The organism is Manganibacter manganicus (assembly GCF_002075885.1).
Classification (GTDB): Bacteria; Pseudomonadota; Alphaproteobacteria; order Rhizobiales; family Rhizobiaceae; genus Mesorhizobium; species Mesorhizobium manganicum.
In genome coordinates this window covers 40184-61459 of record NZ_MDET01000015.1, presented here as the reverse complement: position 1 = coordinate 61459, position 21276 = coordinate 40184, and the positions used below count along the sequence as shown (strand labels likewise).

Here is a 21276-nt window from a genome sequence, read left to right as displayed (position 1 = left end):
GTCCTGGCACCTTCATTCAGCCTCTATTGGCGTCGTCGAGCGCCAGGTTCAGCTTGAGAACGTTGACCACGGGTTCTCCCAGGAAGCCGAGTATGCGCGGCTCGACATGCTGATCGACCAGCACGCGCACTGCGGCCTCATCGATGCCGCGGGCTCTGGCGACACGGCCCACCTGGAAGTAGGCGGCTTCAGGCGTAATATGGGGATCGAGGCCGCTACCAGAGGCCGTAACAAGGTCCATGGGGACGGCTGCGCCACTGTTCTCCGTGCGTGATGCCTCGGTATCCGCAGCGACACGATCGCGAAGCGCCTGGCTGGTCGGACCAAGATTGGATCCGCTGGACGCGCCGGCATCGTAGCCATCTGAACCGGCAGCCGAAGGACGCGGGTGGAAGTATCGCTCGCCGGCAAAGTTCTGACCGATGAGTTCGGAGCCTATGACCGTGCCTTCACGCTCGATCAGGCTTCCATTGGCCTGTTGGGGGAAAAGAGCTTGCGCGATACCGGTTACACCAAGGGGATAGATGAGACCGGTGATGACGGTTAGTGCGACAATGAAAAAAATCGCGGGTCTGATTTGCTTGAGCATCGTTACTGTCCTGAATGGTCCGCTGCTGATGGATATCGCTTCGCGGATTGTGTCTGTGATGAACGCTTTCGACTAAACGAGGCCAGCGGCTGTGATGGCCATGTCGATGAGCTTGATGCCGGCAAAGGGCACGAGAATGCCGCCCAGCCCGTAAATCAGGAGATTCCGGGACAGCAGCGAACCGGCTCCGATCGCACGATACTTTACGCCTTTCAGCGACAGCGGGATCAGCGCCACGATGATGAGGGCATTGAAGATGATCGCCGACAGGATGGCGCTCTGCGGTGAAGCAAGGCCCATGATGTTGAGCGCACCAAGCTGCGGATAGAACGCCAGGAACATCGCCGGGATGATCGCGAAATACTTCGCGATGTCGTTGGCGATCGAGAACGTCGTCAGCGCGCCGCGGGTCATCAGCAATTGCTTGCCGATCTCCACGATCTCAATGAGCTTGGTCGGGTCGCTGTCGAGATCCACCATATTGCCGGCCTCGCGTGCGGCGACCGTGCCGGTGTTCATGGCCACGCCCACATCAGCCTGGGCAAGCGCCGGAGCGTCGTTGGTACCATCACCGCACATGGCCACCAGCTTGCCTTTGGCCTGTTCCTCGCGGATCAGCGCCAGCTTGTTCTCCGGCGTCGCCTGCGCCAGGAAGTCATCGACGCCGGCCTCGGCGGCGATAGCAGCCGCGGTCATCGGGTTGTCGCCGGTGATCATCACCGTGCGGATACCCATGCGGCGCAGCTCGGCGAAGCGTTCGCGGATGCCGCCCTTGACGATGTCCTTGAGATAGATGACGCCGAGGAGGCGGCCATCCTTCACCACGGCGAGCGGCGTGCCGCCTGCCTTGCCGATCTCGTCGGCGATACCCTGGAGCTCACGGACGCTTTCAGCGGAAGCACGCGAGCTGCCTGTTGCGACCGTGGCAAGCTCGACATGCTTCAAGACCGCATCGACCGCGCCTTTACGCACCGACGAGCCCTCCAGGTCGACACCGCTCATACGGGTCTGCGCCGTGAACGGGACGAAAGTCGCGTTCAGGCTGGCCATGTCGCGTGCGCGGATACCGTATTTTTCCTTGGCGAGCACGACGACCGAGCGGCCCTCGGGAGTCTCATCGGCAAGCGAAGCAAGCTGCGCTGCATCGGCGAGTTCCTTTTCGGTGACGCCGCGGATCGGCCGGAACTCGCTCGCCTGGCGATTGCCCAGCGTGATCGTCCCGGTCTTGTCAAGCAGAAGCGTGTCGACGTCGCCGGCGGCCTCTACGGCACGGCCGGACATGGCCAGAACATTGAAGCGGACCAGCCGGTCCATGCCGGCAATGCCGATGGCCGACAGCAGCGCGCCGATTGTGGTCGGAATCAGCGTGACGAACAGAGCGACCAGAACGATGATGGGAACATACCCACCTGCATAGGTCGCGAAGCTCGGAATGGTCACTACGGCCAGTACGAAGATCAGCGTCATCCCTGCAAGCAGGATGTTGAGCGCGATTTCGTTCGGTGTTTTCTGGCGTTCAGCGCCTTCGACGAGAGCGATCATCTTGTCGATGAAGGTCGAGCCGGCCGCAGCCGTGATCCGGACCTTGATCCAGTCGGAAAGCACTTGGGTGCCACCAGTGACGGCAGAACGATCCCCGCCAGATTCGCGGATGACCGGTGCTGACTCGCCCGTAATCGCCGCTTCGTTCACCGAGGCCACACCCTCGATGACTTCGCCATCGGACGGGATGATGTCGCCCGGCTCGACGAGAACAACGTCACCGACCTTCAGCGTGGCGCCAGGCACCATTTTGTAGTCGGAACCGCCGTTCGAGAGCAGCTTGGCCTGGGTTTCGGTGCGGGTACGGCGAAGCGATTCAGCCTGCGCCTTGCCGCGCCCTTCGGCCACGGCCTCCGCGAAATTGGCGAATAGCACCGTGAACCAGAGCCACAGAACGATCTGCAGCGAGAAGCCGACGCTTTCAGCTCCTGTGGCAATATCTTTGAGCAGAAGTACCGTCGTCAGGACTGACACCACGGCGACGACGAACATGACCGGGTTTTTAGCGAGGCTCTTCGGATTCAGTTTCCGAAACGCATCCCCTATAGCCGGAACGAGTATGCGAGCGTCCAGCATGCTCGCGGATTTGGACTGGTTCATAAGAAACTCCAGCGAGTTTGTTCTTGGGGGCCAACCACTCGGTCACGCCGCCGCGAGCAATTCAGTGATAAGTTTGGCGAGGAGCACCACGCCCCCCAACGCCAGCGTCATGCCGAGAATGATCGTCGATGCACTGGGCGGTCTGGCCGACCCTCGCTCCTGAAACCAGGAGCGAGGGTTCACGACAAATCGGATCGATCTCAGCCATTTGGCCGTCATCGCGGTTCTCAGAAATTCTGGCCCGCCAACATGGCGAAGTGCTCGACGATCGGACCCAGCGCCAACGCCGGGAAGAACGTCAGGCCGCCGACGATCAGGATCACACCCACCAGAAGTCCGACAAACAGAGGCCCGGTCGTAGGCAGCGTGCCGCTGGACTCGGGAACCGTTTTCTTGGCGACCAGGGAGCCAGCGATAGCCAGCGCTGGAACGATCACCATGAAGCGTCCCATCAACATCGCCAGGCCAATCGTGATGTTGTACCAGGGCGTGTTGGCGGAAAGACCTGCAAAGGCCGAACCATTGTTCGCGGTGCCGGAAGTGTAGGCGTAAAGGACCTCGGAGAATCCGTGTGGACCCGCGTTCGCCATCGAAGCCACACCCGTGCCGAGCACTACGGCAATCGCGGTGAAGCCAAGTATCGAAAGAGGCAGACACAAGACAGCCAGCATGGCCATCTTCACTTCCTTCGCCTCAATCTTCTTGCCGAGATATTCGGGTGTACGCCCGACCATGAGCCCCGCAACGAAGATCGCGACGACGACGAACAGGATGATGCCGTAGAAACCCGCGCCGACACCGCCTATGATGATCTCGCCGAGCATCATGTTGATGATCGGGATCATTCCGCCCAGCGGCATGAAGCTGTCGTGCATGGCTATGACCGCACCGCACGACGCAGCGGTCGTAACGACTGCAAAGAGCGCCGACGTGACGATACCGAAACGGGTTTCCTTTCCTTCCATGTTGCCGCCCTCAAGGCCAAGCGAATGGAGAAGCGGATTGCCCGCGGCCTCGGCCCAATAGGTGATTGCGACACCGGCGAGGAACAGAACGCCCATGGCTGTGAAGATGGCCCAGCCCTTTTTCTCGCTGCCGACCATGCGACCAAACACGTTGGTCAGAGCAGCGCCGATGGCAAAGATCGAGACCATGTGAATGAGGTTGGTGAAGGCATTCGGGTTTTCGAACGGGTGCGAAGCGTTGACGTTGAAGAAGCCGCCGCCGTTGGTTCCCAGATGCTTGATCATCATCTGAGATGCGACCGGACCCTGAGCGATGGTTTGCTGCGCGCCTTCAACGGTTGTTGCGATGGTGTACGGATTGAGGTTCTGCGGAACGCCCTGCCAGACCAGAACCAGGCTGCCGACGAAGCAGATGGGCAGCAAGACGTAGAGCGTGATGCGGGTGAGATCGACCCAGAAATTACCGACCGTTTTGCCAGATGCCCGAGAGAACCCGCGGATCAATGCGACCGCAATCGCGATGCCCGTCGCTGCCGACACAAAGTTCTGCACGGTAAGACCCGCCATCTGGGTCAAATAGCTCATGGTGGTCTCGCCGCCATAGCCCTGCCAGTTGGTATTGGTCACGAAGCTGACAGCGGTATTGAAAGCGCTGGTCGGCTCAACCGCTCCCAGTCCCTGAGGGTTGAACGGCAACCCTCCCTGCAGACGTTGAACGAGGTAGAGAACCGTGAAGCCAGCAAGGTTGAAGAGCAGCATGGCCAGCGCATAGGTCGTCCAATGCTGCTCCTCATTCTCATTCGTTCCGGCGACGCGGTACAGTCCCCGTTCGAGCGGTCCAAAAATCGCCGAAAGGATTGTACGCTCGCCTTTCAAGACGCGGGTGAGATAGCCGCCGAGCGGCTTTACCAGCGCGATGATGATCCCGGCAAAGACCAGGATCTGTATCCATCCATTTATTGTCATCGGTGGGTTCTTTCCGAGCTACTGTCTTGATCAGAACCGCTCGGGACGAGCGAGGGCATAGAGCAGATAGCCAGTCACAAAGACCGCGACGGCTGCTCCGAGGAAGTATTCCAAGATCATGATTGATTTCTCCCAGTCAGAGCTTTTCGCAAATTCTGATGTATCCAAACATCAGTGCGAAAAATCCAACACATATTGCCAGCACAATAACGTCCATTACTTTCGCCTCCGGCGCGGCAGTTGATAAGAATGACCAGCCAATACGGAAAAACTGGCAAGCCACAGCTATAATTCTTCCAGCGCGCCCGAGCGTAAGCACGGGTGCCGGAGGAGGAATTTGGCGGAAATATGGACGCGAACCGCATATAGGTTCGAGAGAGGACGGGGCCTCAAAAAATAAGAATCTAATAGTGTTTTTGGCCTCACTCATTAAAATCTCATAGGAATTTCTCGGTGGAAGCCCGTTGATAAGTAAAATGCCCGCCGACTCGGTAGAGTCGGCGGGCTTTGCTTATCTCAAGGCGAAGATTTACCTCTCCATCTCCAACGTCGCGAGAAGGTCAGCGAGTGTAAAGGCGGGGGCGGGCCGGATCGACGGCAGCCGACTAGGCGGCTGCCCGATGTCCAAACAGCGGGTCCAGACTCAGGCGCTGGCTTTCGGCCATGCAGATCACAGCCCCCGGCGCGTTGTTGGTTTCCTGACGGGCGAAGTGAATCGCCGCATCCTTGCTGACAAAGCAGCCGCCGACGAGGTTACGCTCATCGCGGACGGTCCAGCATCCTCGGTTGTCCTGGCCGACGAAAAAATGGTTCAGAGGTTGGGGAGGCTCTTTCGCTGTGGCGCTTGCCATGGGAGATGATCCTGATTGTTCGTTGAAGAGTGAGCTGTGGACGTCGTTGGCGCGCTAGCCGGCCAACGCGGTGACTGTGGCGACAGCCGCAATCACGAGGGCCATCACGACTCCGAGCCGCAGGAACATTCCAACGTCGGCCATCGGCTCATCCGAGCGCACGGCAACCTTGGCTTCGCCATCCGTCCGCCCATGGTTGGCCTTGTTCTGTTGTTGCATCGCATAGAAATTGTATCCGCGAGGGTGCATTGCAGAGATCCTTTCTCAGTATCGGCAGGCCATTCCACTCGTCGAGTCAAATGATGTCTTTTGCCGATACATTGAATTTAAGGATGTCTGGATTTGTTCTCCATTTCACGGACAGCCGGATTTCATCCGTATTTTCATTGGAGAACACAGCAGCATCATGCTGTTTTTATAAAGGCTACCCGGTCAGGCCGAGAGGGGGACGAGAGACCGCTCGGCGACCAAAGACGTATCGATCGCCAATGTGTCGATCTCCGCCACGGCAGCGCGTACTCTTGCTGCGGTGCCTTCAGTGACCTCGACCAGCGGAAGGCGGACGGCCGGCGAGTATCCGCGCGCGCAATGCAACGCGAACTTGATCGGGCATGGATTGCTTTCAAGTTCCAGCGCCTCGATCAGCGGGAAAAGATGGGCGTTGATGCGCCGAGCTTCCAGATAGGCACTCTTCCGCACCGCGCCGATCATCGCCGCGGTCAGCATCGGAGCGACGTTCGAAACGACCGAAATCGCGCCATCGCCGCCAGTCGTCATGAAAGCCAGCATGGATCGGTCATGTCCGGAAAGCTGGGTGAAACGATCGCCAAAGTAGAGGGCCATCGTGCTTACCCGCGTCGGATCTCCGCTTGCGTCCTTGATGCCGACAAGACCTGACAGGTGTGCAAGACGATCGAGCGTTTCGATCCTGATATCGACGGCGGTCCGCGAAGGGACATTGTAGATGATGATCGGCAGTTCCGCAGATTGCGCGACGCTTTCGAAATGCCGGAACAGGCCTTCCTGGCTGGGCCGACTGTAGTAAGGCGTGACGACCAGAGCACCATCCGCGCCAAGGCGAGCCGCCTCGCTGGTCAACTCCACGGTACGCCGTGTATCATTGGTCCCCGAGCCGGCGATCACCGGCACACGGCCATTGGAGACCTCGACGCACAACCGGATCACCGCCGCCCATTCCGGATGAGACAGGGTCGGCGCCTCGCCCGTGGTGCCGCAGGCGACAAGCCCCCGTACGCCCTGGTCGATCTGCCAGTTGGCGAGCTCCGCCAAGGCGTCGAAATCGATAGCCTCACCCCTAAACGGAGTGACAAGTGCGGTCATCAGACCGCCGAATAACGGAGGGTCGCCTCTGGGCGTCATGCTGCCTGTTCTCCATCTTTCGAGAGTTCTTTTGGCCGCTCCCGGCGACGACCGAGGGAGCTTAGCAACGCGATCATCAGGGCAGCCGCCAAGTCATCGTGTCGGCCCACGCACCTGCGCAAATTACCGTGATCGTTCTACGCCACGCGACAACGCCAACGATCTCCCGACCGCCCCATCGACCAAGGGTGCCGTGTTGGCTGGAGATGAGCTCCGAGTTCGATCACCGCTTCAAGCAAGGCATTCGCTTCGAGCAGATCCCGGAGCCGGCGGTGCCGTCGAAACTGCGCCTGGTCTTCGCGCTCCTCGATAATCCTCACCGCCAGCCAGATGTGGTGCTCCTTGAGGACTCTGGCCATTTCCAACTGCGTCCTCAGGCTTGGCAACTCAGCCAGACGGCTTTCACCGATAGCGCGCCTTCGGTCGTCGAGTTGGAGGGCGGGAGCAGCAGGGCGTGTCATGCCGCTCTCAGAAAAACTATGGCGACGACTTGCACAGCGGCACAGCTCGCCGCAAACATCAGGAGCAGGTATTCCGATCTATGGCGTCGCTCGCGTTTGCAGAACTTCGGTTTCGACCGCAGCAACCTGGGGTGAGCAGGACGGCCTGCAACTCTGCATTCAACCGCCATTGCTGAGCACCAGATAGATGCTGGGGCCTGCGGCAGCAAGAACAGCGCAACCGGCGATCACCACCAGAACGATGATCTCCACGCCGCAGCGGATGAGGTGTCGGGAGACTTGGCGCTTGCTTGGTACAGCCTGGCTCAATTTTCGCCCTCACTTGGGTCAACCTGGCGCGGTTCGCGCCGTCGACTGAGGTTCATCATCTCCAGGCAGAAACGGCCGTCTGACAGTTGCAGAAAGAGACGATAGCAGCCGTAACTCTCGCCTATCAGCCTCGCGGCACCGACCGCATCATTGCGCGTGGGGTGGCACCACTCGGAGTCTTCACCTTCAAGATGCACAGTCCAGCGATCATCATAGTTCCGATAGACCCAGAGAACGGGCACGACCGGATACACAGTCACTGTGGCTTGAGGAGCCTCCAATTTCGATATGATCTGTTCCAAACTCATGTTTCACCTAAGTCCGCAGAGCATCTGCGGAGCCGGCGGCTCCGCATTTCCGCCCGCGCCCGTCCTAGAAAAGCACCCCAGCTTCAAACATCCCGCGAACCTGGTCGCGCTTGTCGAAATTGGACCCAAAGCCGTAGCCTTCGGTGACCCGGTCAATGCGGGTGTACGAGAGCTCGGTGCGCGCGAAGAAGATCCCGCGCTGGTAGGTCGGCGTCACCGTCAGCGACCACGCCCTGCTTTTCGGCCCGTAGAGCAGATTAGTGGGGGCGCAGTCTGCGGCGACGCCGCAATCTCCTCCGCTTGAAGCGATGTACTCGGCGCGTCCAGCGATCGAGAAATTCTCATTGATGGCATATCGAGCCAACAGCGCTCCGCCGAATGTTTCGGCCGAGCGATCAATCCCGATGTCCCTGTTCGAGCGGACCGTTGTGTATTGCAGGTAGGGCTGGAGCGTCAGCGGGCCGTCGACATAGGTGTAGATCACATTGAAGATGCTGCTGTTGTTCTGCGCCAGAGGCGTCGCCGCGCCGGTCTTGCCGGACTCTGCAAAATTGCCTGCGGCGACCAGCGTGATCGTGCTCGACGGCGTCGCCGCATAAGACAACAGACCGGATACCCAGTTGTAATCCCCAGAGTAGAAACCATCATTGACCGACACCGAGGCGTTGAGCGGTCCATTACTATAGTTCACCTGCACACCGCGGCTGATGGCCGGCTCCTGGTTCCAGAGCAGGCCGCGCGCGATATTCATATTCTGGAACGTGAAGGTCGATTCCGCGCCGATTAACGTCGGCAGCAACCCCGCCTGCACCGAGAAATTAGGCGACAGTTCGAGCTTGCCATAGGCAACGGGCACGGGCCCGTACAACTGATCGGTGACGTCGGTTGCGCGGGTATAGGCCGAACCCAAAGAAGGCAGCGAGTAGACACCGCCCTGGACGAAGAACGTCAAGGGCGCCCCGGTTGTCTGCACCTGAATTTGGGCATTGCCGATATCAACGAGAGGATCTGTCGTTCGGGGATCGACGCCGGGAATGCCGTTCGTCTGCGTATTGCCGATGCCTGTGAGCTGGCCGGTGATATGAAGCCGACCAAACACGCCCGCATCCGTACTCATAGGATCGGGGATCGGGCGCAGAGGGCCACCAAAGCTCGGCGCGCTCAGGGGTTCCGCCGCTGCCTGGCCAAGACCCATCATCGAACCGGCCATGATCGCGACCGCGCCGACCGCGCCCCGACAAAGCGTCCGCCGACGCCCAGACCCCGGTCTTGTTGGACGACCGGCCTCGGCTGTGGCCGCAGCTGCGGGTGCGAGGGACGGTTTAAGCGGCTTCATACCTTCAGATCCTTCCGGTTTGGTGGGACCCTCAAGCTAAATAGAGCCGCATATTATTTCGACGGGAGCTCAGCCGCGCTGCGATAGTATTTTCATAAGAAAAGCTCCGACAAAAATATACGTACTCATATAGCCGGATTTTTATTTGACTGAGCACGACTTTGCGCCCTCTCTCGCGCGGGAGTGTGCTTCTATGATTGACCAGAATCTCGATTATCTCGCTAACTTGCTTTGCCGAAACCGTCGGCAGGGACTGACCTCAGACATCCCTTTCGATCTGCTTCGAAGCGAAGACGACGCTTGGGCGGTGCAGTCAGCAGCAATCTCAGCCTTCGCCAATGACGCGGTAGGCTACGCCCTCATAGGGACTTGCCCGGCCATTCGCGGCTCGCTTGGCCTTGCCAGTCCGATCTACTGCCCGATTCCTGTGGGAACAGTGCTTCAAGACTCCCACGGGCCGTTCCGGCTTCCCCAAGGTTTCATCGGGGCACAATGCGAAATCGTCTTTACGATAGGAGGTCCCTTGGGGGCAGACCATTGGCCCATCACTCGCGATCAATTTTGCAAGGCGATCCTGAGCTACCAACCGGCTATCGGTCTTGTCGGGCGACGTGGTCACCTGACTGGGCAACCACACCTGGCCGCCATCGCTGACTATGCGTTCCATGTTTCGACGATCGTCGACAAATATCATGAGCCAACAGGCCTGGAGGCCATGGACAGGATCGACATGCGAGCGTCGATCAACAACGTTCCGGTGTTTCAGTCGGCATCGGGAGAGGGGCTGGTTGATCCGATCAACTCTGCTCTCTGGCTCGTGAATGACCTGATCGCCAGAAGCAATTATCTCAGTGCCGGCGATATCGTAGCAACCGGATCGATCATCCCGATGCTGCTGCAAATCCTTCCTGGTCAGGAACTGAAGGTCGAGTTGTCAGGCGTAGGCGACGCAGCCGCACGCTTTCTTTGAACCAACAGATTTAGCCGATCAAACGGCCAGTTGATGACCACTGAAAATGTAGAGACCCAACGCCGTCGCCGCCAACCATAGAGCTTCATCCCAATAGGTGAAGCTGGTCTTGCCGAATCGTTCGCCGCGATGAACTGCGTAAGCGACGGCCATTACGCCGTATATGCCGGTCCACAACGCAAAGGTTGCAAGGAAATTCTCGCTCTTCAGAATGTAAGCGATTGCCGCAGCGACGACCAGCTTGATGCCATAGCGTCCAATGTGCTCTCGCGACTGCTCGTCTAACCGCATGACACGCTAGGATCGTTCTTTAGATCAGGCCGAAGACGAGAGTCAGCCGGTAGCCAACATACCCGACGCCGATCGCCGTAATTGCAAGGACAAGCAACAAGCCAAGCCCACCCCCACCTGGCTCGTTCTGAGGGCGCGGTGCCTCGTTCTGATTCTTCCTGCCCCGATCATTCCCAGCCATTTCCGATGAGCGCTCCCTCGGCGCTCCAGTGCGCAGCCATTTCTAGGATGCCACTGCATAGGAATTCGAGAGGGATAACCTTCAGGCTATATAGTCAAATTTTATACGCGGACGCTCTCAACGATAAACCCAGACCGGCGCCGATGACGGGCAGCAACCGCTTTAGCTGCCATTGGTCCACAAGCTGCGACCTAAAGACTTGCATGTAAGAGACGATAACCTGTTGAGCGTTGGACGCCCCGATTCATATCCGTCTTTCTGTCCCGTCTCCGGCGATATGGCTTGGGAGGAGAGTGTACGTTGGGCTCGCCGCTCCTTTGATGGCCAGGACGCGGCGGACGCCGTGATCGGCTGGCCGAGAGCGGAACGGCTCTCGCGTCGTTGGACAAATCAAGAGAGTGGCCAGGTGGTGCCATTTCTGCGGGGACGGCAAGCGTCAGCGCGAACCGTCCCGGCAGAACCTTCTGGCAATCGAAAACCACACGTGGGTCAATCGCTGCACCTCATGCCGCCTTTCGCGTGCCTGAATTACCCCGGTCGGCCGCAAGCTCGCGTTCGAGCGCCAGCAGCGCCTGCTCGACCTCGTCGAGGCGCGACGGCCGGTTGTTCTCAGGCATCCCTTCATTGGTTGCCTGGTCGATTAGGTATTCGGTCCAAGCCCAGTTCATCAGGATCGACCGCTTGGCTTCCACCGTTAGCGTAGGATCGCAGACCACGCCCATGGGCGATGTCCAACTCTCCGGACCGGACCGGTCGTTTCGATTCGCTGCGTCGTCGAGGGCGTGCCCGTATCTTTCCTGAAGGGCAGCCAGCCCTAGTCGATCCAGCGTCGCGTCTGAGAACGAGTGCATCGACCTTTCCACTCGCGGAGGCTTTTCATTGACGCGGCGACTGCTGGCGTTGCCGATTTGCCCGGTCGGCCTTTGGACAATATAAGTAAGCCCCTGCCGCTCGGCGTAGCGGATGGCCGATTCCGGTGTCGGGAAGGCTAGCTCGACCTGGGTCAGCGTATCGTCGCCGCCGGTATAGCCCATAAGCGGTTCGATGAAGGGCGCGGTGCGCCGCTCGAACACAAGTCGCCAACCCTTCGTGCGGGCCATTCCGGAGGTCGTTACCGCGCGTGACGGCTTGTAAATGCGCGCAACCGCGTCGTGCGGGAAGACCGGGCGCCCCATCGAAAGGAGCGTGTGCCGGTTGTCGTTCGACGGCCGTCCCTGCAGCAATTGATATTCTGGTTGATCCGTTGATCTCGTCGTCTCCATCTTTCATCCCTTCCTCTCTGGCGAAGGATGCAGCCGACGGCGGTCAGATGGCTCGCCGTCGGCGCCTGCCATGCGTCAGCTCTTGATGGCGATGCGCTTGACCTGCGACTGCGCCTTCTCGCTCTTGGGCAAGGTCACGGTTAGCACGCCGTTCCTGAACCGCGCGTCGACCTTGTCGTCCTTGACCTCGTAGCCGAGCGGGATGCGGCGCTCGAAGCGGCCATAGAAGCGCTCGGTGAACTGCCTGTCTTTGTCCTCCGTTTCGGAGCGCTTCTCGCCCTTCAACGTCAGCACGCCATCGTCGAGCAGGACTTCGATGTCCTTCTCTTCCAAGCCGGGGACTTCGGCGGTCACCTTGATCTCCTTCTCGCCGTCGGAGATCTCCACGCTCGGCCAACCGCCGCTGAAGGCGGACGCGCCAACGAGAGAGGGTAGGTTCGAGCCGAAGCCGCGGAAGACGTCGTCGAACAGCCTGTTCACCTCGCGATGCAACGAGAGAAACGGATCACGTTCGCCCTCGCGCAAGATACTGGGAACCTGATTGCCGTTGCTGCGGCCCCAAGGGATCAAATCACGGACACTCATTATCCTTCTCCTTTCTGTTCGTTCGATTGACATTGCTATTCCGTCGGCGCCCGGCGTCGTTCGCGAGTCGCGCTGAGAAGGACCTCAGGCGGCCTGCTTCTCTGCCTCGATGGGCCTGGTCTCGACTTGGGGCAGCGCCTTTTCGGCCGTGATCTCGATCCGGCGCAGTTTCATCTCTTCGGGGATCTCGCGCTTAAGATCGATCGTCAATAGACCATTGACCAGGCTTCCTCGCCATCCAGACCACTATGTCGAGATTCCATTTTCTCTGTACGACGGTGATCTCATGATCGGTCTGTTCGGTGAGCTACCCTACGAATGAGGGTAGATTTACCCAGTGCCCGGTCGTTGTTTTGTCATCTGGGCGTAGGTTGCGAAACGAGTGCGGGAAGAAAGATCGATGTCGCCTGTTGAGGCATGGCTCAACGCCAATACCGAAGGCTACGCTCACTTGGTTCCCGACGAGCGCCAGGCAATCCACGAATTCTCCCTGCTCTGGAGCTTCTTCGAAGCGCGAGTGATGGCAAACAATGCCAGCATTGGCGGTTTCCGTGCGCGCGTCGCCCAGGCCGCGAACCATGGATCTGGTCTGGATGTTGAGCCCTTTCAGGAGGCTCTTGCGTTCTTCACGGCGCGTTACCGCGACGGTAGTGGTTTCAACCATCGCTTCCAGGCGTTGCGCTTCCACCCGGGCCCGAACGGCGGCCGTACCGAGGTCGAGGCTGTTTCAAGTGAGGCTCAAACGGGCGCCGCGGAGACCATTCTGGCCTTGCTCATCATCGTCTACCGCCTGCGGAACAACCTCTTCCATGGCGAAAAGTGGAGCTATTATTTCAAGGATCAGCTCGGAAACTTCACTCATGCGAGCGCCATCCTCATGCGCACGGTCGAGCTGTTTGCTGTGAAGGGATTGCTGACCGTTCCTGAATGATTGCGCGCCGGAATATCGTGGGTATCCCCAAGGACACGGAGCCTTCCGCCCGGAGCCTCCGTCTCGGCCGACTCCTTCAACGGGGAAACTCCTCAACGCCCCATGAGGGTGAGAATCCGGAAGGGATTTCGTGACGGGCTGTTCGAGAGATGGGGAGCAACCGCTCGACCCTGAGCCATGTTAGGAGGCAGATGGCGCACCCATCAGGATTCGAACCTGAGGCCTCTACCTTCGGAGGGTAGCGCTCTATCCAGCTGAGCTATGGGTGCATTTATCTTCAGATAGTGTCCGAGATCGACCGGGGTCAATCTCGATTCCAACTTCAAACGATCGCAAACGGTGCGAGCTCGAGGCACTGCCGATTGTGGTCGTTCGTACTCTACAGCTTCCTTCAGTTTGCTTCCGCGGCGCTTCCGTGACCACGGAAGCAGTTTCTCTGCTTCCTTCGAGTTCCGCCAATCGCTTGGCATTCCTCAACTTTTTCAACCATCACCCACAGCGCGCTTGACTTAGCCTTGCCTTCGGAGGGCAGCGCTCTATCCAGCTGAGCTACGGGTGCTTCTCGAAGGCCGACGATACGGCCAACGAGACGACCGGCCACCGGAGCGGCCAGTCCCGGCTTCTTAGCGGAACAGGCGCGACGCTTCAATCTGGAAATAGCCGGAAATGGTTTGCCGCAGCCTTGACCAGCGTTTCGATGGGCTGTGTCGCATCGAGCGTCAAGGCGGTTTCATCCACGTCAGGCTCCTCCAGAATGGCGAACTGGCTTTCCACGAGGCTTGCCGGCATGAAATGGTCGGTGCGCGCTGTCACCCGCGCCCTGGCGGTTGATGGGTCGAGCTTGAGATAGACAAAGGCCAGCCCATGCGAGAAGCCGCGCAGGCGGTCCCGGTATTGCCGCTTCAAGGCCGAGCATGCAGCGACGGCGTCGCGGTTGCGGCCTGATTCCGTCGTGATCGCCTTGCCGATCGCATCCAGCCAGCCGGCGCGCAGGTCATCGGTCAGCGGCTCGCCGCGCGCCATGCGGGCGACATTCTCTGCAGGATGCAGGGCGTCGCCTTCGATGAAAATGGCGCCGAGCCTCGCTGCAAGCATCTGTCCCACGGCCGTCTTGCCGCATCCCGTGACGCCCATCACCACGAAAGCTCGCCCCAGTCCTGTCGATCTCATTCGTGTCGCTTCGCTCATCGATTTGCCCTTTATCGTGAAAGCAGCCCAGGCCGAAAATCTTGTCAAGCCGATAGAGACAATGGCTCTTGCATCGGAGCGGCCGATGAATTACGTCGCTCGGGCTGCCGGCGATCCCGATCCGCACGCCACCGGGATTGTCGTCTTGCGCTCCAGTGCTTTGGAGCATTCATGCGGGTGTGGCGGAATTGGTAGACGCGACGGACTCAAAATCCGTTTCTGGTGACAGAGTGTCGGTTCGAGTCCGACCACCCGCACCATCCTTCGCCGGCACCTGCGGCAATCGGCTGTCGATTTCGTGAAGCCGCCGCCATTGTGCCGCCGCACATTTCTTTCTATTCGAGGCAACGCCTGAATTCGAGGGGATCATGCTTCGCGGACTTTACGACTGGACCTTGTCGCTGGCGGCAAGGAAATCCGCCGAATGGTGGTTGGCCGTTATCGCCTTCGTGGAAAGCTCTGTCTTTCTCGTTCCGGCTGATGTGCTCTATATCCCCATGGCGCTCTCGCGGCCGGTGCGCGCCTATCGCTACGCGCTGGTGGCGACTGTCGCCTCCGTACTGGGCGGCATTCTCGGCTGGTATATCGGCCATTATGCCTATGACACGCTGGCGCGGCCGGTGCTTGAATTCTATGGCAAGTTTGATGAATTCGAACATCTGCGCATGACGTCGGGCGACGGCATCATCCTGTTGATGCTGGTCACGTCCGGCCTGGCGCATCTGCCGCCGATCAAGGTCGTCACCATTCTTTCGGGAGTCATCGGCTTTCCGCTTGGCTGGTTCATCCTTTCCGCGATCGTTGCGCGCGGCGCCCGCTTCCTGCTGCTGGCCTGGCTGCTGCGCCGTTATGGCGAGCCGATCCGGCATTTCATCGAAAAGCGCCTCGGGATGATTGTCGGCGTGGCGGCCGCCGTGCTGATCGCGCTTTATCTGATCTTCAAATACGCTTTTTAGGTCGCACGGAGTTCGTTGTCATGTCCGCCACAGATGATCCGGCCGTCGGCGTTGAACGCCAGCGTAAACTGACTGCCCTGTTCCTGGCTGTTGCCATGGCGGCGGTGGTCGGCTCGGCGCTTGGCTTCCAGTACATAGGTGGCTACATCCCCTGCAAGCTCTGCTACGAGCAGCGCATTCCCTATTATGTCGGCGTGCCGCTGATGCTGGCGGCTGTCCTGTCTTCGGCGATGCGGTTGCCGTCATGGAACACGCGGCTGCTGCTTTTCGCCGGCGGGCTGCTGATGGCCTATGGGCTTTATCTGGGCGTCTTTCATTCCGGCGTCGAATGGGGCTGGTGGCCCGGCCCGACCGATTGCACCGATATTGCGGGGCCGGTGGATACTGGTGGCAACGGGGTCCTCGATGCGCTGAACAAATTCGTGCCGCCGTCCTGCGACAAGGCGGCCTTGCGTATCCTCGGCCTGTCCATGGCCGGTTGGAACGCCATTGCCAGCCTGATCCTCGCCATCGTCGCCTTTCGCGGCGCGCTGCTCAAGCGTTGACCGGCCAGCCGTGACGGACGCACCTTACGGTTCCAGTTCGACATCCCAGTAGAGATAGTCCATCCAGCTTTCATGCAGGTGGTTTGGCGGAAACAGCCGGCCGTTATTGTGCAGATCGTGCATCGTCGGCTGATAGGGCTTCTGGCGCGGCCACATTCTGGCATGCGCCGGCATCAGGCCGCCTTTCCTGAGATTGCAGGGGGAGCAGGCCGCCACCACATTGTCCCACGTCGTTGCTCCGCCGCAACGGCGTGGGACGACATGGTCGAAGGTGAGATCCTCCGTCGTGCCGCAATACTGGCACTGGAATCGATCACGCAAAAACACGTTGAAGCGTGTGAAGGCCGGGAACCGCGACGGTTTCACATAGGTCTTGAGGCTGACGACGCTCGGCAGCTTCATCGAGAAGGAGGGCGACGACACCGCATGGTCGTATTCGGCCACGATGTTGACCCGGTCGAGGAAGACAGCCTTGATAGCGTCCTGCCACGACCAGAGCGACAGGGGGTAGTAGCTGAGCGGGCGATAATCCGCGTTCAGCACCAATGCTGGAAGCCCATCCGCCGATACGGCGACCGTCACGTTCTTCGTCTCCTTCGCATCGATCCGAATAACGACGATACTGTAAGCCCGACATGACAGGGATGTGAAGCGGAATCGATAGGCCAATGCGCAGCAAAAGCGCGTGATTTCATTGCTTTTTTGCAGTCTCAGTAAGCGGCGCGGCGTCCCGGCCGCGTGTTTCGCGGTAATAGGCCCAGAAAAGTCGTGAGGCGACGCCCCGCCATGGGCTCCATGATTCGGCCAGCAGGCCAAGTTCCTTGTGGCCGGGCCGGGGCTCGATGCCGAGCGCATGGCCGACTGCACTTTGCAAGGCAACGTCGCGTTCGGGAAAAATATCGGGATGGCCGGCCGAAAACAGCAGATAGACCTGCGCGGTCCACGGGCCTATGCCGGAAACCGCGGTCAGCAGCGCCATCGCCTTCGGCGCGTCCATGCGGCACAAATGGTGAAGGTCGAGCCCGTCGACGGTGGCCTGTGCCGCGGCGATGAGGCCGCGCTGCTTCGGTCGCGACAGGCCGGCTTCGCGGAAGATCACCTCGCTTGCGTCAAGCACGGCGCGCGGCGTCAGCGGATTGAGGAGGCCGGTCAGCCGGCCGAATATAGCATCGGCGCTGGCGCGCGAAACCTGTTGGGAAATCATGATAGAGGCGAGGCTGCGGAAACCCGGTTCGGAAAGGCGCAGCGGCACCTCGCCGGCCATGGCTCGTACTGCAGTCAGGCGCGGATCGATGCGGCAAAGGGCGTCCAGCCCTCGTGAGACATCATCCAGCGTGGCGATGCGTTGCATGGTTCGGTTGCTCCCCATTGCCGTGCAAGGTAGCAATTCGTACTTGTGCCGTTCAACCCGGTTGCCGACGCCAAATGAACCTGCTGACATTCCGTTTCGCGCCGAGCCCGAACGGCGAACTGCATCTCGGCCATGCCCATTCGGTCCTGCTCAACCGGAAACTGGCTGATGCATTTGCCGGCCGCATGTTGCTGCGCATGGAGGATATCGACACGACGCGCTGCACGCCGGCTTTTAAGACCGGCATTTTGCGCGATCTGGCATGGCTGGGCGTGGCGTGGGAGGGCAAGGTGCGTCGCCAGTCCGAGCATTTCGGCAACTATGAGGCGGTGCTGCATAGGCTTATCGACGAGGAACTGGTCTATCCAGCCTTCATGAGCCGGGGTGAGATTCGCGCTTTCATCGCCGAAAGCGGCGGAGGCGGGCGCGACTGGCCGCGCGATCCCGATGGCGTGCCGCTCTATCCGCGAGCCGACAAGACGCTTTCGACGCAGGAGCGCAAGCGCAGGATCGCACACGGTCTGCCATTTGCCTGGCGGCTCGATGTCGATGCCGCCATGCAGCGGATCGCCGCGCCGCTGACCTGGCTGGAATATGACGACGAGGCCCTGTCAGGCACGCATCGCGTCGAGGCCCGGCCTCAGGACTGGGGCGACGTGATCGTGGCGCGGCGGGAAATCCCCACCAGCTATCATCTGGCGGTCGTGGTGGACGACGCCTTGCAGCAAATCACGCATGTCGTGCGCGGTAGCGACCTTTATTCGGCCACCGCTGTCCAGCGCGTTCTCCAGAAGCTCCTTGGCTTGCCGGAGCCGGCCTATTTCCATCATCGGCTCATCCTCGACGCCGAAGGCCGTAAACTGTCGAAAAGCGCCGGCGATACCGGGATTGCCGCGTTGCGCAACGCCGGCGTGACGCCGGAAACTGTCCGCCGCATGGCGAAACTCTGAGTGGGGGCCGCTTCATCAATTTGCGTGAACCATCGGATCAGCCGTTTCGTTTTGCATCGCGATCGCCTTCCGGTTAAAGCGATCCGCTTCCAAACGGAAACCGTGCCATGCAAAGCTTCAAGCGGCTCATTCCCGCGACATTCGTGGTCCTGTGGGCGACCGGCTTCATCGGTGCGCGCTATGCCATGCCATGGGCCGAGCCGTTCACCTTTCTCGCCATGCGCTTCGTTCTGGCCTTCATCCTGTTTGCCGGCCTTGTCGTGCTGCTTGGCTCGAAAAGGCTTTCGCCGACGCAAGTGCTGCATGCCATGGTTGCCGGCATGCTGATACACGGCGTCTATCTGGGCGGCGTGTTCTGGGCGATCCACAGGGGCATGCCAGCGGGGCTTTCGGCCCTGATCGTCGGTTTGCAGCCGTTGATCACCGCCGTTTTGGCCGGCAGGCTGCTGGGCGAAAAGGTTTTGCCGCGGCACTGGATAGGGCTGGCGACCGGGCTCGTCGGGATCATCGTCGTCTTGTGGCCGAAGCTTGGCGCGATCGGCGGCGGGGTCACGGCGGAAACCCTTGGTGCCTCGCTGATTTCCGTTATCGGCATGAGCTTCGGCACAATCTGGCAGAAGCGTTTTGCCTCGGGCGGCGGCCTCGTCGCCGCAACGCTCTGGCAATATGCCGGCGGCGCGGCGATCGTGCTTGCAGCCTCGCTGGCGTTCGAGACGCAAACCGTCACCGTCAATGGCGAACTGATCTTCGCGCTGGTCTGGTTGGTGGTGGTGCTGTCGGTCGGTGCGATCTTCCTTTTGATGGTGATGATCCGCGACGGTGAAATGTCGAAGGTCGCCTCGCTGTTTTATCTGGTGCCGGCGGTAACAGCCGTCATGGCATGGGCGCTGTTCGGCGAACATCTCGACGCGGTGCAGATCGTCGGCATGGCGATCACCACGCTCGGCGTCGGTCTGGCGACCGCGCGCGGCGGTTTTCAGTTGCCGACGCGCGCGCGGGCTGTGCGATAGCGGCTGATGGCGGCGTTCAACTCGCCGCCAAGGATGAAGATTACCGAAATGATATAAAGGAAGACCACCGCGATCATGATCGAGGCCAGTCCGGCATAGGTGCTGGCATAGGACGAGAAATGATCGAGATAGCTGGCGAAAAGGGTCGAGCCGATCAGCCAGCCCGCCAAAGTGAACAAGATGCCGGGCACGAGCGAAAGCAGCCTCCGCCTGCCGGCCGGCAGCCAGAAATGCACGGCAAACAGCCCGCCGACGATCACCGACGAGGCAATCATATAGCGCCACAGGGTGAAGGTGCCGACATAAGGCTGGAGCCAGATGAAATGTGCCTCGGCCAGTCTTGCCAGCAGTGGCGCAAACACCAGAAGCACGCTCACTGCCAGAAATCCGGCTGTCGCGATCAGCACGAAGGCTATGCTTTGCACGCGCCGGAAGATGATGCCGCGCGTTTCCGTGACGCGGTAGGCGCGGTTGAGCGCGGTGCGCAGTGCCTCGATGCCGTTGGAGGCGAAGAAGGCGGCAAGCAGCACGCCATAGGTCAGAAGGTCGGTGCGCTGCACGGTCAGCACATTGCGCACTTCATGGGCAATCGGCTTGGCGATCTGCTCCGGCCATGTGTCGAAGACCAGGTGCACGGCCGTATCGGCAAACGCTCGCGCGCCAAGAAAGCTCCCCAGCGTGGTCGCAAAAATCAGGAAGGGAAACAGTGCCATTAGCGCGGTGATGGCAAGGTGCGAGGCCATCGGCCAGCCGTCGTCATTGTTGAAATGGCCAAGCGCGTCGAACAGGATGCGCTTGAGAACGACGACATTACGCAGCAAGAATTCTTCCCCACAATTGTAACCGGCCTGCGAATATGGGAAGGGATGATCACAAATGGCAAGCCTCGGCATGGCAATGTTCGGTCTTTAGCGAATTGCGTACGATCCTCCTTACGGGTGCATCATCGGGCATCGGCGCCTATTGTACCCGCGCCTTGAAGGCTGATGGCTGGCGGGTTTTTGCCACCGCTCGCAAGGAAAAGGACATAGCGGTACTTAGAGCCGAGGGGGTCGAGGCCTTCTATCTCGATTATCGTGAGCCGGAATCGATCGCCGCGCTCGTCACCGCCGTGCTGGAACGCACGGGCGGTCGCCTCGACGCGCTCTACAACAACGGCGCCCACGCCCAGGCCGGAGCGGTCGAGGATCTTCCGGTAGAAGCACTGCGCGAACAGTTCGAGGCCAATGTCTTTGGCTGGCACGATCTGACGCGGCGAATTATTCCGGTCATGCGTGCCCAGGGTCACGGCCGGCTGGTTCACTGTTCATCCATCCTCGGGATGATGCCGGCGCGCTTTCGCGGTGCCTATTGCGCCTCGAAATATGCGGTCGAGGGCCTGATGCTGAGCCTGCGGCAGGAACTCGTGGACAGCGGCGTCCATGTGTCGCTGATCGAGCCGGGGCCTGTTGTCTCCGATATTCACAGGAATGGAATGAGCTGGTTCCTGAAACACGTCGATTATGCCGGATCGGTCCACAAGGCCGGCTATCGCAAACAACTGGAGCAATTGCGTGCCGGTGCCGGCCATTCATCCATGCAGGCGAATCCCGATGTGGTATACAGGGCATTGCGGCACGCACTTCTGTCGCGGCGCCCCCGCCCGCATTATGTGGTAACGGTGCCTGCCAAGGCTGGCGTTCTGCTCAGGCGCCTTCTGCCGGCGTCTCTGCTTTATCGCGTTCTTGCCAGGAACGTCTGACCGCAATC

Annotated in this window: 26 protein-coding genes, 2 tRNA genes and 1 pseudogene; 9 read left to right on the top strand and 20 right to left on the bottom strand. The window is 60.1% G+C overall.

Annotated elements, in window-relative coordinates; all coding sequences use genetic code 11:
* Nucleotides 1-16 precede the first annotated feature (16 nt).
* From kdpC to dapA, 8 genes are all read right to left on the bottom strand, one after another.
* Nucleotides 17-589 carry a potassium-transporting ATPase subunit KdpC gene (gene kdpC, locus BFN67_RS11640; RefSeq protein ID WP_067179880.1) on the bottom strand — a complete coding sequence of 191 codons (573 nt, stop codon included), beginning with the start codon at nt 587-589 and terminating at the stop codon, nt 17-19.
* A 72-nt stretch (nt 590-661) separates the two neighbouring features.
* The gene (gene kdpB / locus BFN67_RS11635; RefSeq protein ID WP_067179877.1) at nt 662-2731 is read right to left on the bottom strand and encodes a potassium-transporting ATPase subunit KdpB; all 2070 of its coding nucleotides are present in this window, start codon (nt 2729-2731) and stop codon (nt 662-664) included.
* A gap of 42 nt (nt 2732-2773) precedes the next feature.
* Nucleotides 2774-2950, bottom strand: coding sequence for a hypothetical protein (locus BFN67_RS24540; protein WP_172709596.1), 177 nt, complete (start codon nt 2948-2950; stop codon nt 2774-2776).
* 8 nt (nt 2951-2958) lie between these two features.
* Nucleotides 2959-4662, bottom strand: a complete 1704-nt coding sequence (gene kdpA, locus BFN67_RS11630; protein ID WP_067179874.1) for a potassium-transporting ATPase subunit KdpA — start codon at nt 4660-4662, stop codon at nt 2959-2961.
* Between the two features lie 30 nt (nt 4663-4692).
* Entirely contained in the window at nt 4693-4782 is a 90-nt protein-coding gene (gene kdpF / locus BFN67_RS11625) for a K(+)-transporting ATPase subunit F (RefSeq protein WP_067179871.1), read from the bottom strand.
* 485 nt (nt 4783-5267) lie between these two features.
* Nucleotides 5268-5513, bottom strand: coding sequence for a hypothetical protein (locus tag BFN67_RS11620; protein WP_080919767.1), 246 nt, complete (start codon nt 5511-5513; stop codon nt 5268-5270).
* Between the two features lie 54 nt (nt 5514-5567).
* Nucleotides 5568-5762, bottom strand: a complete 195-nt coding sequence (locus tag BFN67_RS11615; RefSeq protein ID WP_067179866.1) for a hypothetical protein — start codon at nt 5760-5762, stop codon at nt 5568-5570.
* A 183-nt stretch (nt 5763-5945) separates the two neighbouring features.
* A complete protein-coding gene (dapA, locus tag BFN67_RS11610; protein WP_245295239.1) occupies nt 5946-6854 on the bottom strand; it encodes a 4-hydroxy-tetrahydrodipicolinate synthase in 909 nt (302 codons plus the stop codon).
* 245 nt (nt 6855-7099) lie between these two features.
* On the opposite strand from dapA, the gene BFN67_RS24535 reads away from it, so the two are divergent.
* Entirely contained in the window at nt 7100-7489 is a 390-nt protein-coding gene (locus BFN67_RS24535) for a hypothetical protein (protein ID WP_192856817.1), read from the top strand.
* A gap of 24 nt (nt 7490-7513) precedes the next feature.
* Here BFN67_RS24535 and BFN67_RS24530 read toward each other — a convergent pair whose 3' ends face one another.
* From BFN67_RS24530 to BFN67_RS11595, 3 genes are all read right to left on the bottom strand, one after another.
* Nucleotides 7514-7663 carry a hypothetical protein gene (locus BFN67_RS24530; RefSeq protein ID WP_012561350.1) on the bottom strand — a complete coding sequence of 50 codons (150 nt, stop codon included), beginning with the start codon at nt 7661-7663 and terminating at the stop codon, nt 7514-7516.
* Nucleotides 7660-7971 (bottom strand): hypothetical protein, encoded by a 312-nt coding sequence (locus BFN67_RS11600; RefSeq protein ID WP_139789148.1) that lies wholly within the window; start codon nt 7969-7971, stop codon nt 7660-7662. The genes BFN67_RS24530 and BFN67_RS11600 overlap by 4 nt, the downstream gene beginning before the upstream one ends.
* 64 nt (nt 7972-8035) lie before the next feature.
* On the bottom strand, nt 8036-9181 hold the full coding sequence (locus tag BFN67_RS11595; protein WP_067179863.1) for a porin: 1146 nt from the start codon (nt 9179-9181) through the stop codon (nt 8036-8038).
* Between the two features lie 319 nt (nt 9182-9500).
* Between BFN67_RS11595 and BFN67_RS11590 the strand changes: the two genes are divergently transcribed.
* Nucleotides 9501-10277, top strand: a complete 777-nt coding sequence (locus tag BFN67_RS11590) for a 2-keto-4-pentenoate hydratase (protein WP_067179860.1) — start codon at nt 9501-9503, stop codon at nt 10275-10277.
* An 18-nt stretch (nt 10278-10295) separates the two neighbouring features.
* Here BFN67_RS11590 and BFN67_RS11585 read toward each other — a convergent pair whose 3' ends face one another.
* The 4 genes and pseudogenes from BFN67_RS11585 to BFN67_RS11565 form a co-directional block, all read right to left on the bottom strand.
* Entirely contained in the window at nt 10296-10568 is a 273-nt protein-coding gene (locus BFN67_RS11585) for a hypothetical protein (RefSeq protein WP_067179857.1), read from the bottom strand.
* A 684-nt stretch (nt 10569-11252) separates the two neighbouring features.
* A complete protein-coding gene (locus tag BFN67_RS11575) occupies nt 11253-12011 on the bottom strand; it encodes an ETC complex I subunit (RefSeq protein ID WP_067179855.1) in 759 nt (252 codons plus the stop codon).
* 75 nt (nt 12012-12086) lie between these two features.
* Complete coding sequence (locus BFN67_RS11570) at nt 12087-12596, bottom strand: Hsp20/alpha crystallin family protein (protein ID WP_080919763.1); 510 nt, start codon at nt 12594-12596, stop codon at nt 12087-12089.
* 84 nt (nt 12597-12680) lie between these two features.
* A pseudogene (locus BFN67_RS11565) lies at nt 12681-12821 on the bottom strand (Hsp20 family protein); the annotation flags it as partial.
* A gap of 175 nt (nt 12822-12996) precedes the next feature.
* Here BFN67_RS11565 and BFN67_RS11560 point away from each other — a divergent pair.
* Nucleotides 12997-13527 carry a hypothetical protein gene (locus tag BFN67_RS11560; protein ID WP_067179845.1) on the top strand — a complete coding sequence of 177 codons (531 nt, stop codon included), beginning with the start codon at nt 12997-12999 and terminating at the stop codon, nt 13525-13527.
* 192 nt (nt 13528-13719) lie between these two features.
* Here BFN67_RS11560 and BFN67_RS11555 read toward each other — a convergent pair.
* Together BFN67_RS11555 and BFN67_RS11550 are read right to left on the bottom strand one after the other, a co-directional pair.
* A tRNA-Arg gene (locus tag BFN67_RS11555) sits at nt 13720-13796 on the bottom strand.
* A gap of 376 nt (nt 13797-14172) precedes the next feature.
* Entirely contained in the window at nt 14173-14697 is a 525-nt protein-coding gene (locus tag BFN67_RS11550) for a gluconokinase (protein WP_080919762.1), read from the bottom strand.
* A 191-nt stretch (nt 14698-14888) separates the two neighbouring features.
* Here BFN67_RS11550 and BFN67_RS11545 point away from each other — a divergent pair.
* The 3 genes from BFN67_RS11545 to BFN67_RS11535 all read left to right on the top strand — a co-directional run bounded on the left by BFN67_RS11545 (nt 14889) and on the right by BFN67_RS11535 (nt 16216).
* Nucleotides 14889-14975 (top strand) — tRNA-Leu (locus BFN67_RS11545).
* Between the two features lie 108 nt (nt 14976-15083).
* The gene (locus BFN67_RS11540) at nt 15084-15671 is read left to right on the top strand and encodes a YqaA family protein (protein ID WP_080919761.1); all 588 of its coding nucleotides are present in this window, start codon (nt 15084-15086) and stop codon (nt 15669-15671) included.
* A 20-nt stretch (nt 15672-15691) separates the two neighbouring features.
* A complete protein-coding gene (locus BFN67_RS11535) occupies nt 15692-16216 on the top strand; it encodes a disulfide bond formation protein B (protein ID WP_080919760.1) in 525 nt (174 codons plus the stop codon).
* Nucleotides 16217-16240: 24 nt separating this feature from the next.
* Here the strand turns inward: BFN67_RS11535 and BFN67_RS11530 are convergent, their stop codons facing one another.
* Both BFN67_RS11530 and BFN67_RS11525 read right to left on the bottom strand, forming a co-directional pair.
* Nucleotides 16241-16798, bottom strand: coding sequence for an HNH endonuclease (locus tag BFN67_RS11530; RefSeq protein WP_080919777.1), 558 nt, complete (start codon nt 16796-16798; stop codon nt 16241-16243).
* 109 nt (nt 16799-16907) lie between these two features.
* Nucleotides 16908-17567: a DNA-3-methyladenine glycosylase family protein gene (locus BFN67_RS11525; RefSeq protein ID WP_080919759.1), complete on the bottom strand. Its 660-nt coding sequence runs from the start codon at nt 17565-17567 to the stop codon at nt 16908-16910.
* A 74-nt stretch (nt 17568-17641) separates the two neighbouring features.
* Here BFN67_RS11525 and gluQRS point away from each other — a divergent pair, with 74 nt between their 5' ends.
* Both gluQRS and BFN67_RS11515 read left to right on the top strand, forming a co-directional pair.
* The gene (gene gluQRS, locus BFN67_RS11520) at nt 17642-18517 is read left to right on the top strand and encodes a tRNA glutamyl-Q(34) synthetase GluQRS (protein WP_080919758.1); all 876 of its coding nucleotides are present in this window, start codon (nt 17642-17644) and stop codon (nt 18515-18517) included.
* Nucleotides 18518-18624: 107 nt separating this feature from the next.
* A complete protein-coding gene (locus tag BFN67_RS11515; RefSeq protein WP_080919757.1) occupies nt 18625-19527 on the top strand; it encodes a DMT family transporter in 903 nt (300 codons plus the stop codon).
* Here the strand turns inward: BFN67_RS11515 and BFN67_RS11510 are convergent.
* On the bottom strand, nt 19494-20348 hold the full coding sequence (locus BFN67_RS11510; protein ID WP_080919756.1) for a YihY/virulence factor BrkB family protein: 855 nt from the start codon (nt 20346-20348) through the stop codon (nt 19494-19496). The two genes, BFN67_RS11515 and BFN67_RS11510, sit on opposite strands and share 34 nt — an antisense overlap.
* A 35-nt stretch (nt 20349-20383) precedes the next feature.
* On the opposite strand from BFN67_RS11510, the gene BFN67_RS11505 reads away from it, so the two are divergent.
* Nucleotides 20384-21268: an SDR family oxidoreductase gene (locus BFN67_RS11505; protein WP_080919755.1), complete on the top strand. Its 885-nt coding sequence runs from the start codon at nt 20384-20386 to the stop codon at nt 21266-21268.
* Nucleotides 21269-21276 lie beyond the last annotated feature (8 nt).

Coding starts and splice junctions, on each gene's coding strand:
- kdpC (WP_067179880.1), bottom strand. CDS start 589: ATGCTCAAGCAAATCAGACCCGCGATTTTTTTCATTGTCGCACTAACC.
- kdpB (WP_067179877.1), bottom strand. CDS start 2,731: ATGAACCAGTCCAAATCCGCGAGCATGCTGGACGCTCGCATACTCGTT.
- BFN67_RS24540 (WP_172709596.1), bottom strand. CDS start 2,950: ATGACGGCCAAATGGCTGAGATCGATCCGATTTGTCGTGAACCCTCGC.
- kdpA (WP_067179874.1), bottom strand. CDS start 4,662: ATGACAATAAATGGATGGATACAGATCCTGGTCTTTGCCGGGATCATC.
- kdpF (WP_067179871.1), bottom strand. CDS start 4,782: ATGATCTTGGAATACTTCCTCGGAGCAGCCGTCGCGGTCTTTGTGACT.
- BFN67_RS11620 (WP_080919767.1), bottom strand. CDS start 5,513: ATGGCAAGCGCCACAGCGAAAGAGCCTCCCCAACCTCTGAACCATTTT.
- BFN67_RS11615 (WP_067179866.1), bottom strand. CDS start 5,762: ATGCACCCTCGCGGATACAATTTCTATGCGATGCAACAACAGAACAAG.
- dapA (WP_245295239.1), bottom strand. CDS start 6,854: ATGACCGCACTTGTCACTCCGTTTAGGGGTGAGGCTATCGATTTCGAC.
- BFN67_RS24535 (WP_192856817.1), top strand. CDS start 7,100: ATGAGCTCCGAGTTCGATCACCGCTTCAAGCAAGGCATTCGCTTCGAG.
- BFN67_RS11600 (WP_139789148.1), bottom strand. CDS start 7,971: ATGAGTTTGGAACAGATCATATCGAAATTGGAGGCTCCTCAAGCCACA.
- BFN67_RS11595 (WP_067179863.1), bottom strand. CDS start 9,181: ATGGCCGGTTCGATGATGGGTCTTGGCCAGGCAGCGGCGGAACCCCTG.
- BFN67_RS11590 (WP_067179860.1), top strand. CDS start 9,501: ATGATTGACCAGAATCTCGATTATCTCGCTAACTTGCTTTGCCGAAAC.
- BFN67_RS11585 (WP_067179857.1), bottom strand. CDS start 10,568: ATGCGGTTAGACGAGCAGTCGCGAGAGCACATTGGACGCTATGGCATC.
- BFN67_RS11575 (WP_067179855.1), bottom strand. CDS start 12,011: ATGGAGACGACGAGATCAACGGATCAACCAGAATATCAATTGCTGCAG.
- BFN67_RS11570 (WP_080919763.1), bottom strand. CDS start 12,596: ATGAGTGTCCGTGATTTGATCCCTTGGGGCCGCAGCAACGGCAATCAG.
- BFN67_RS11560 (WP_067179845.1), top strand. CDS start 12,997: ATGTCGCCTGTTGAGGCATGGCTCAACGCCAATACCGAAGGCTACGCT.
- BFN67_RS11550 (WP_080919762.1), bottom strand. CDS start 14,697: ATGAGATCGACAGGACTGGGGCGAGCTTTCGTGGTGATGGGCGTCACG.
- BFN67_RS11540 (WP_080919761.1), top strand. CDS start 15,084: ATGCTTCGCGGACTTTACGACTGGACCTTGTCGCTGGCGGCAAGGAAA.
- BFN67_RS11535 (WP_080919760.1), top strand. CDS start 15,692: ATGTCCGCCACAGATGATCCGGCCGTCGGCGTTGAACGCCAGCGTAAA.
- BFN67_RS11525 (WP_080919759.1), bottom strand. CDS start 17,567: ATGCAACGCATCGCCACGCTGGATGATGTCTCACGAGGGCTGGACGCC.
- gluQRS (WP_080919758.1), top strand. CDS start 17,642: ATGAACCTGCTGACATTCCGTTTCGCGCCGAGCCCGAACGGCGAACTG.
- BFN67_RS11515 (WP_080919757.1), top strand. CDS start 18,625: ATGCAAAGCTTCAAGCGGCTCATTCCCGCGACATTCGTGGTCCTGTGG.
- BFN67_RS11505 (WP_080919755.1), top strand. CDS start 20,384: ATGGGAAGGGATGATCACAAATGGCAAGCCTCGGCATGGCAATGTTCG.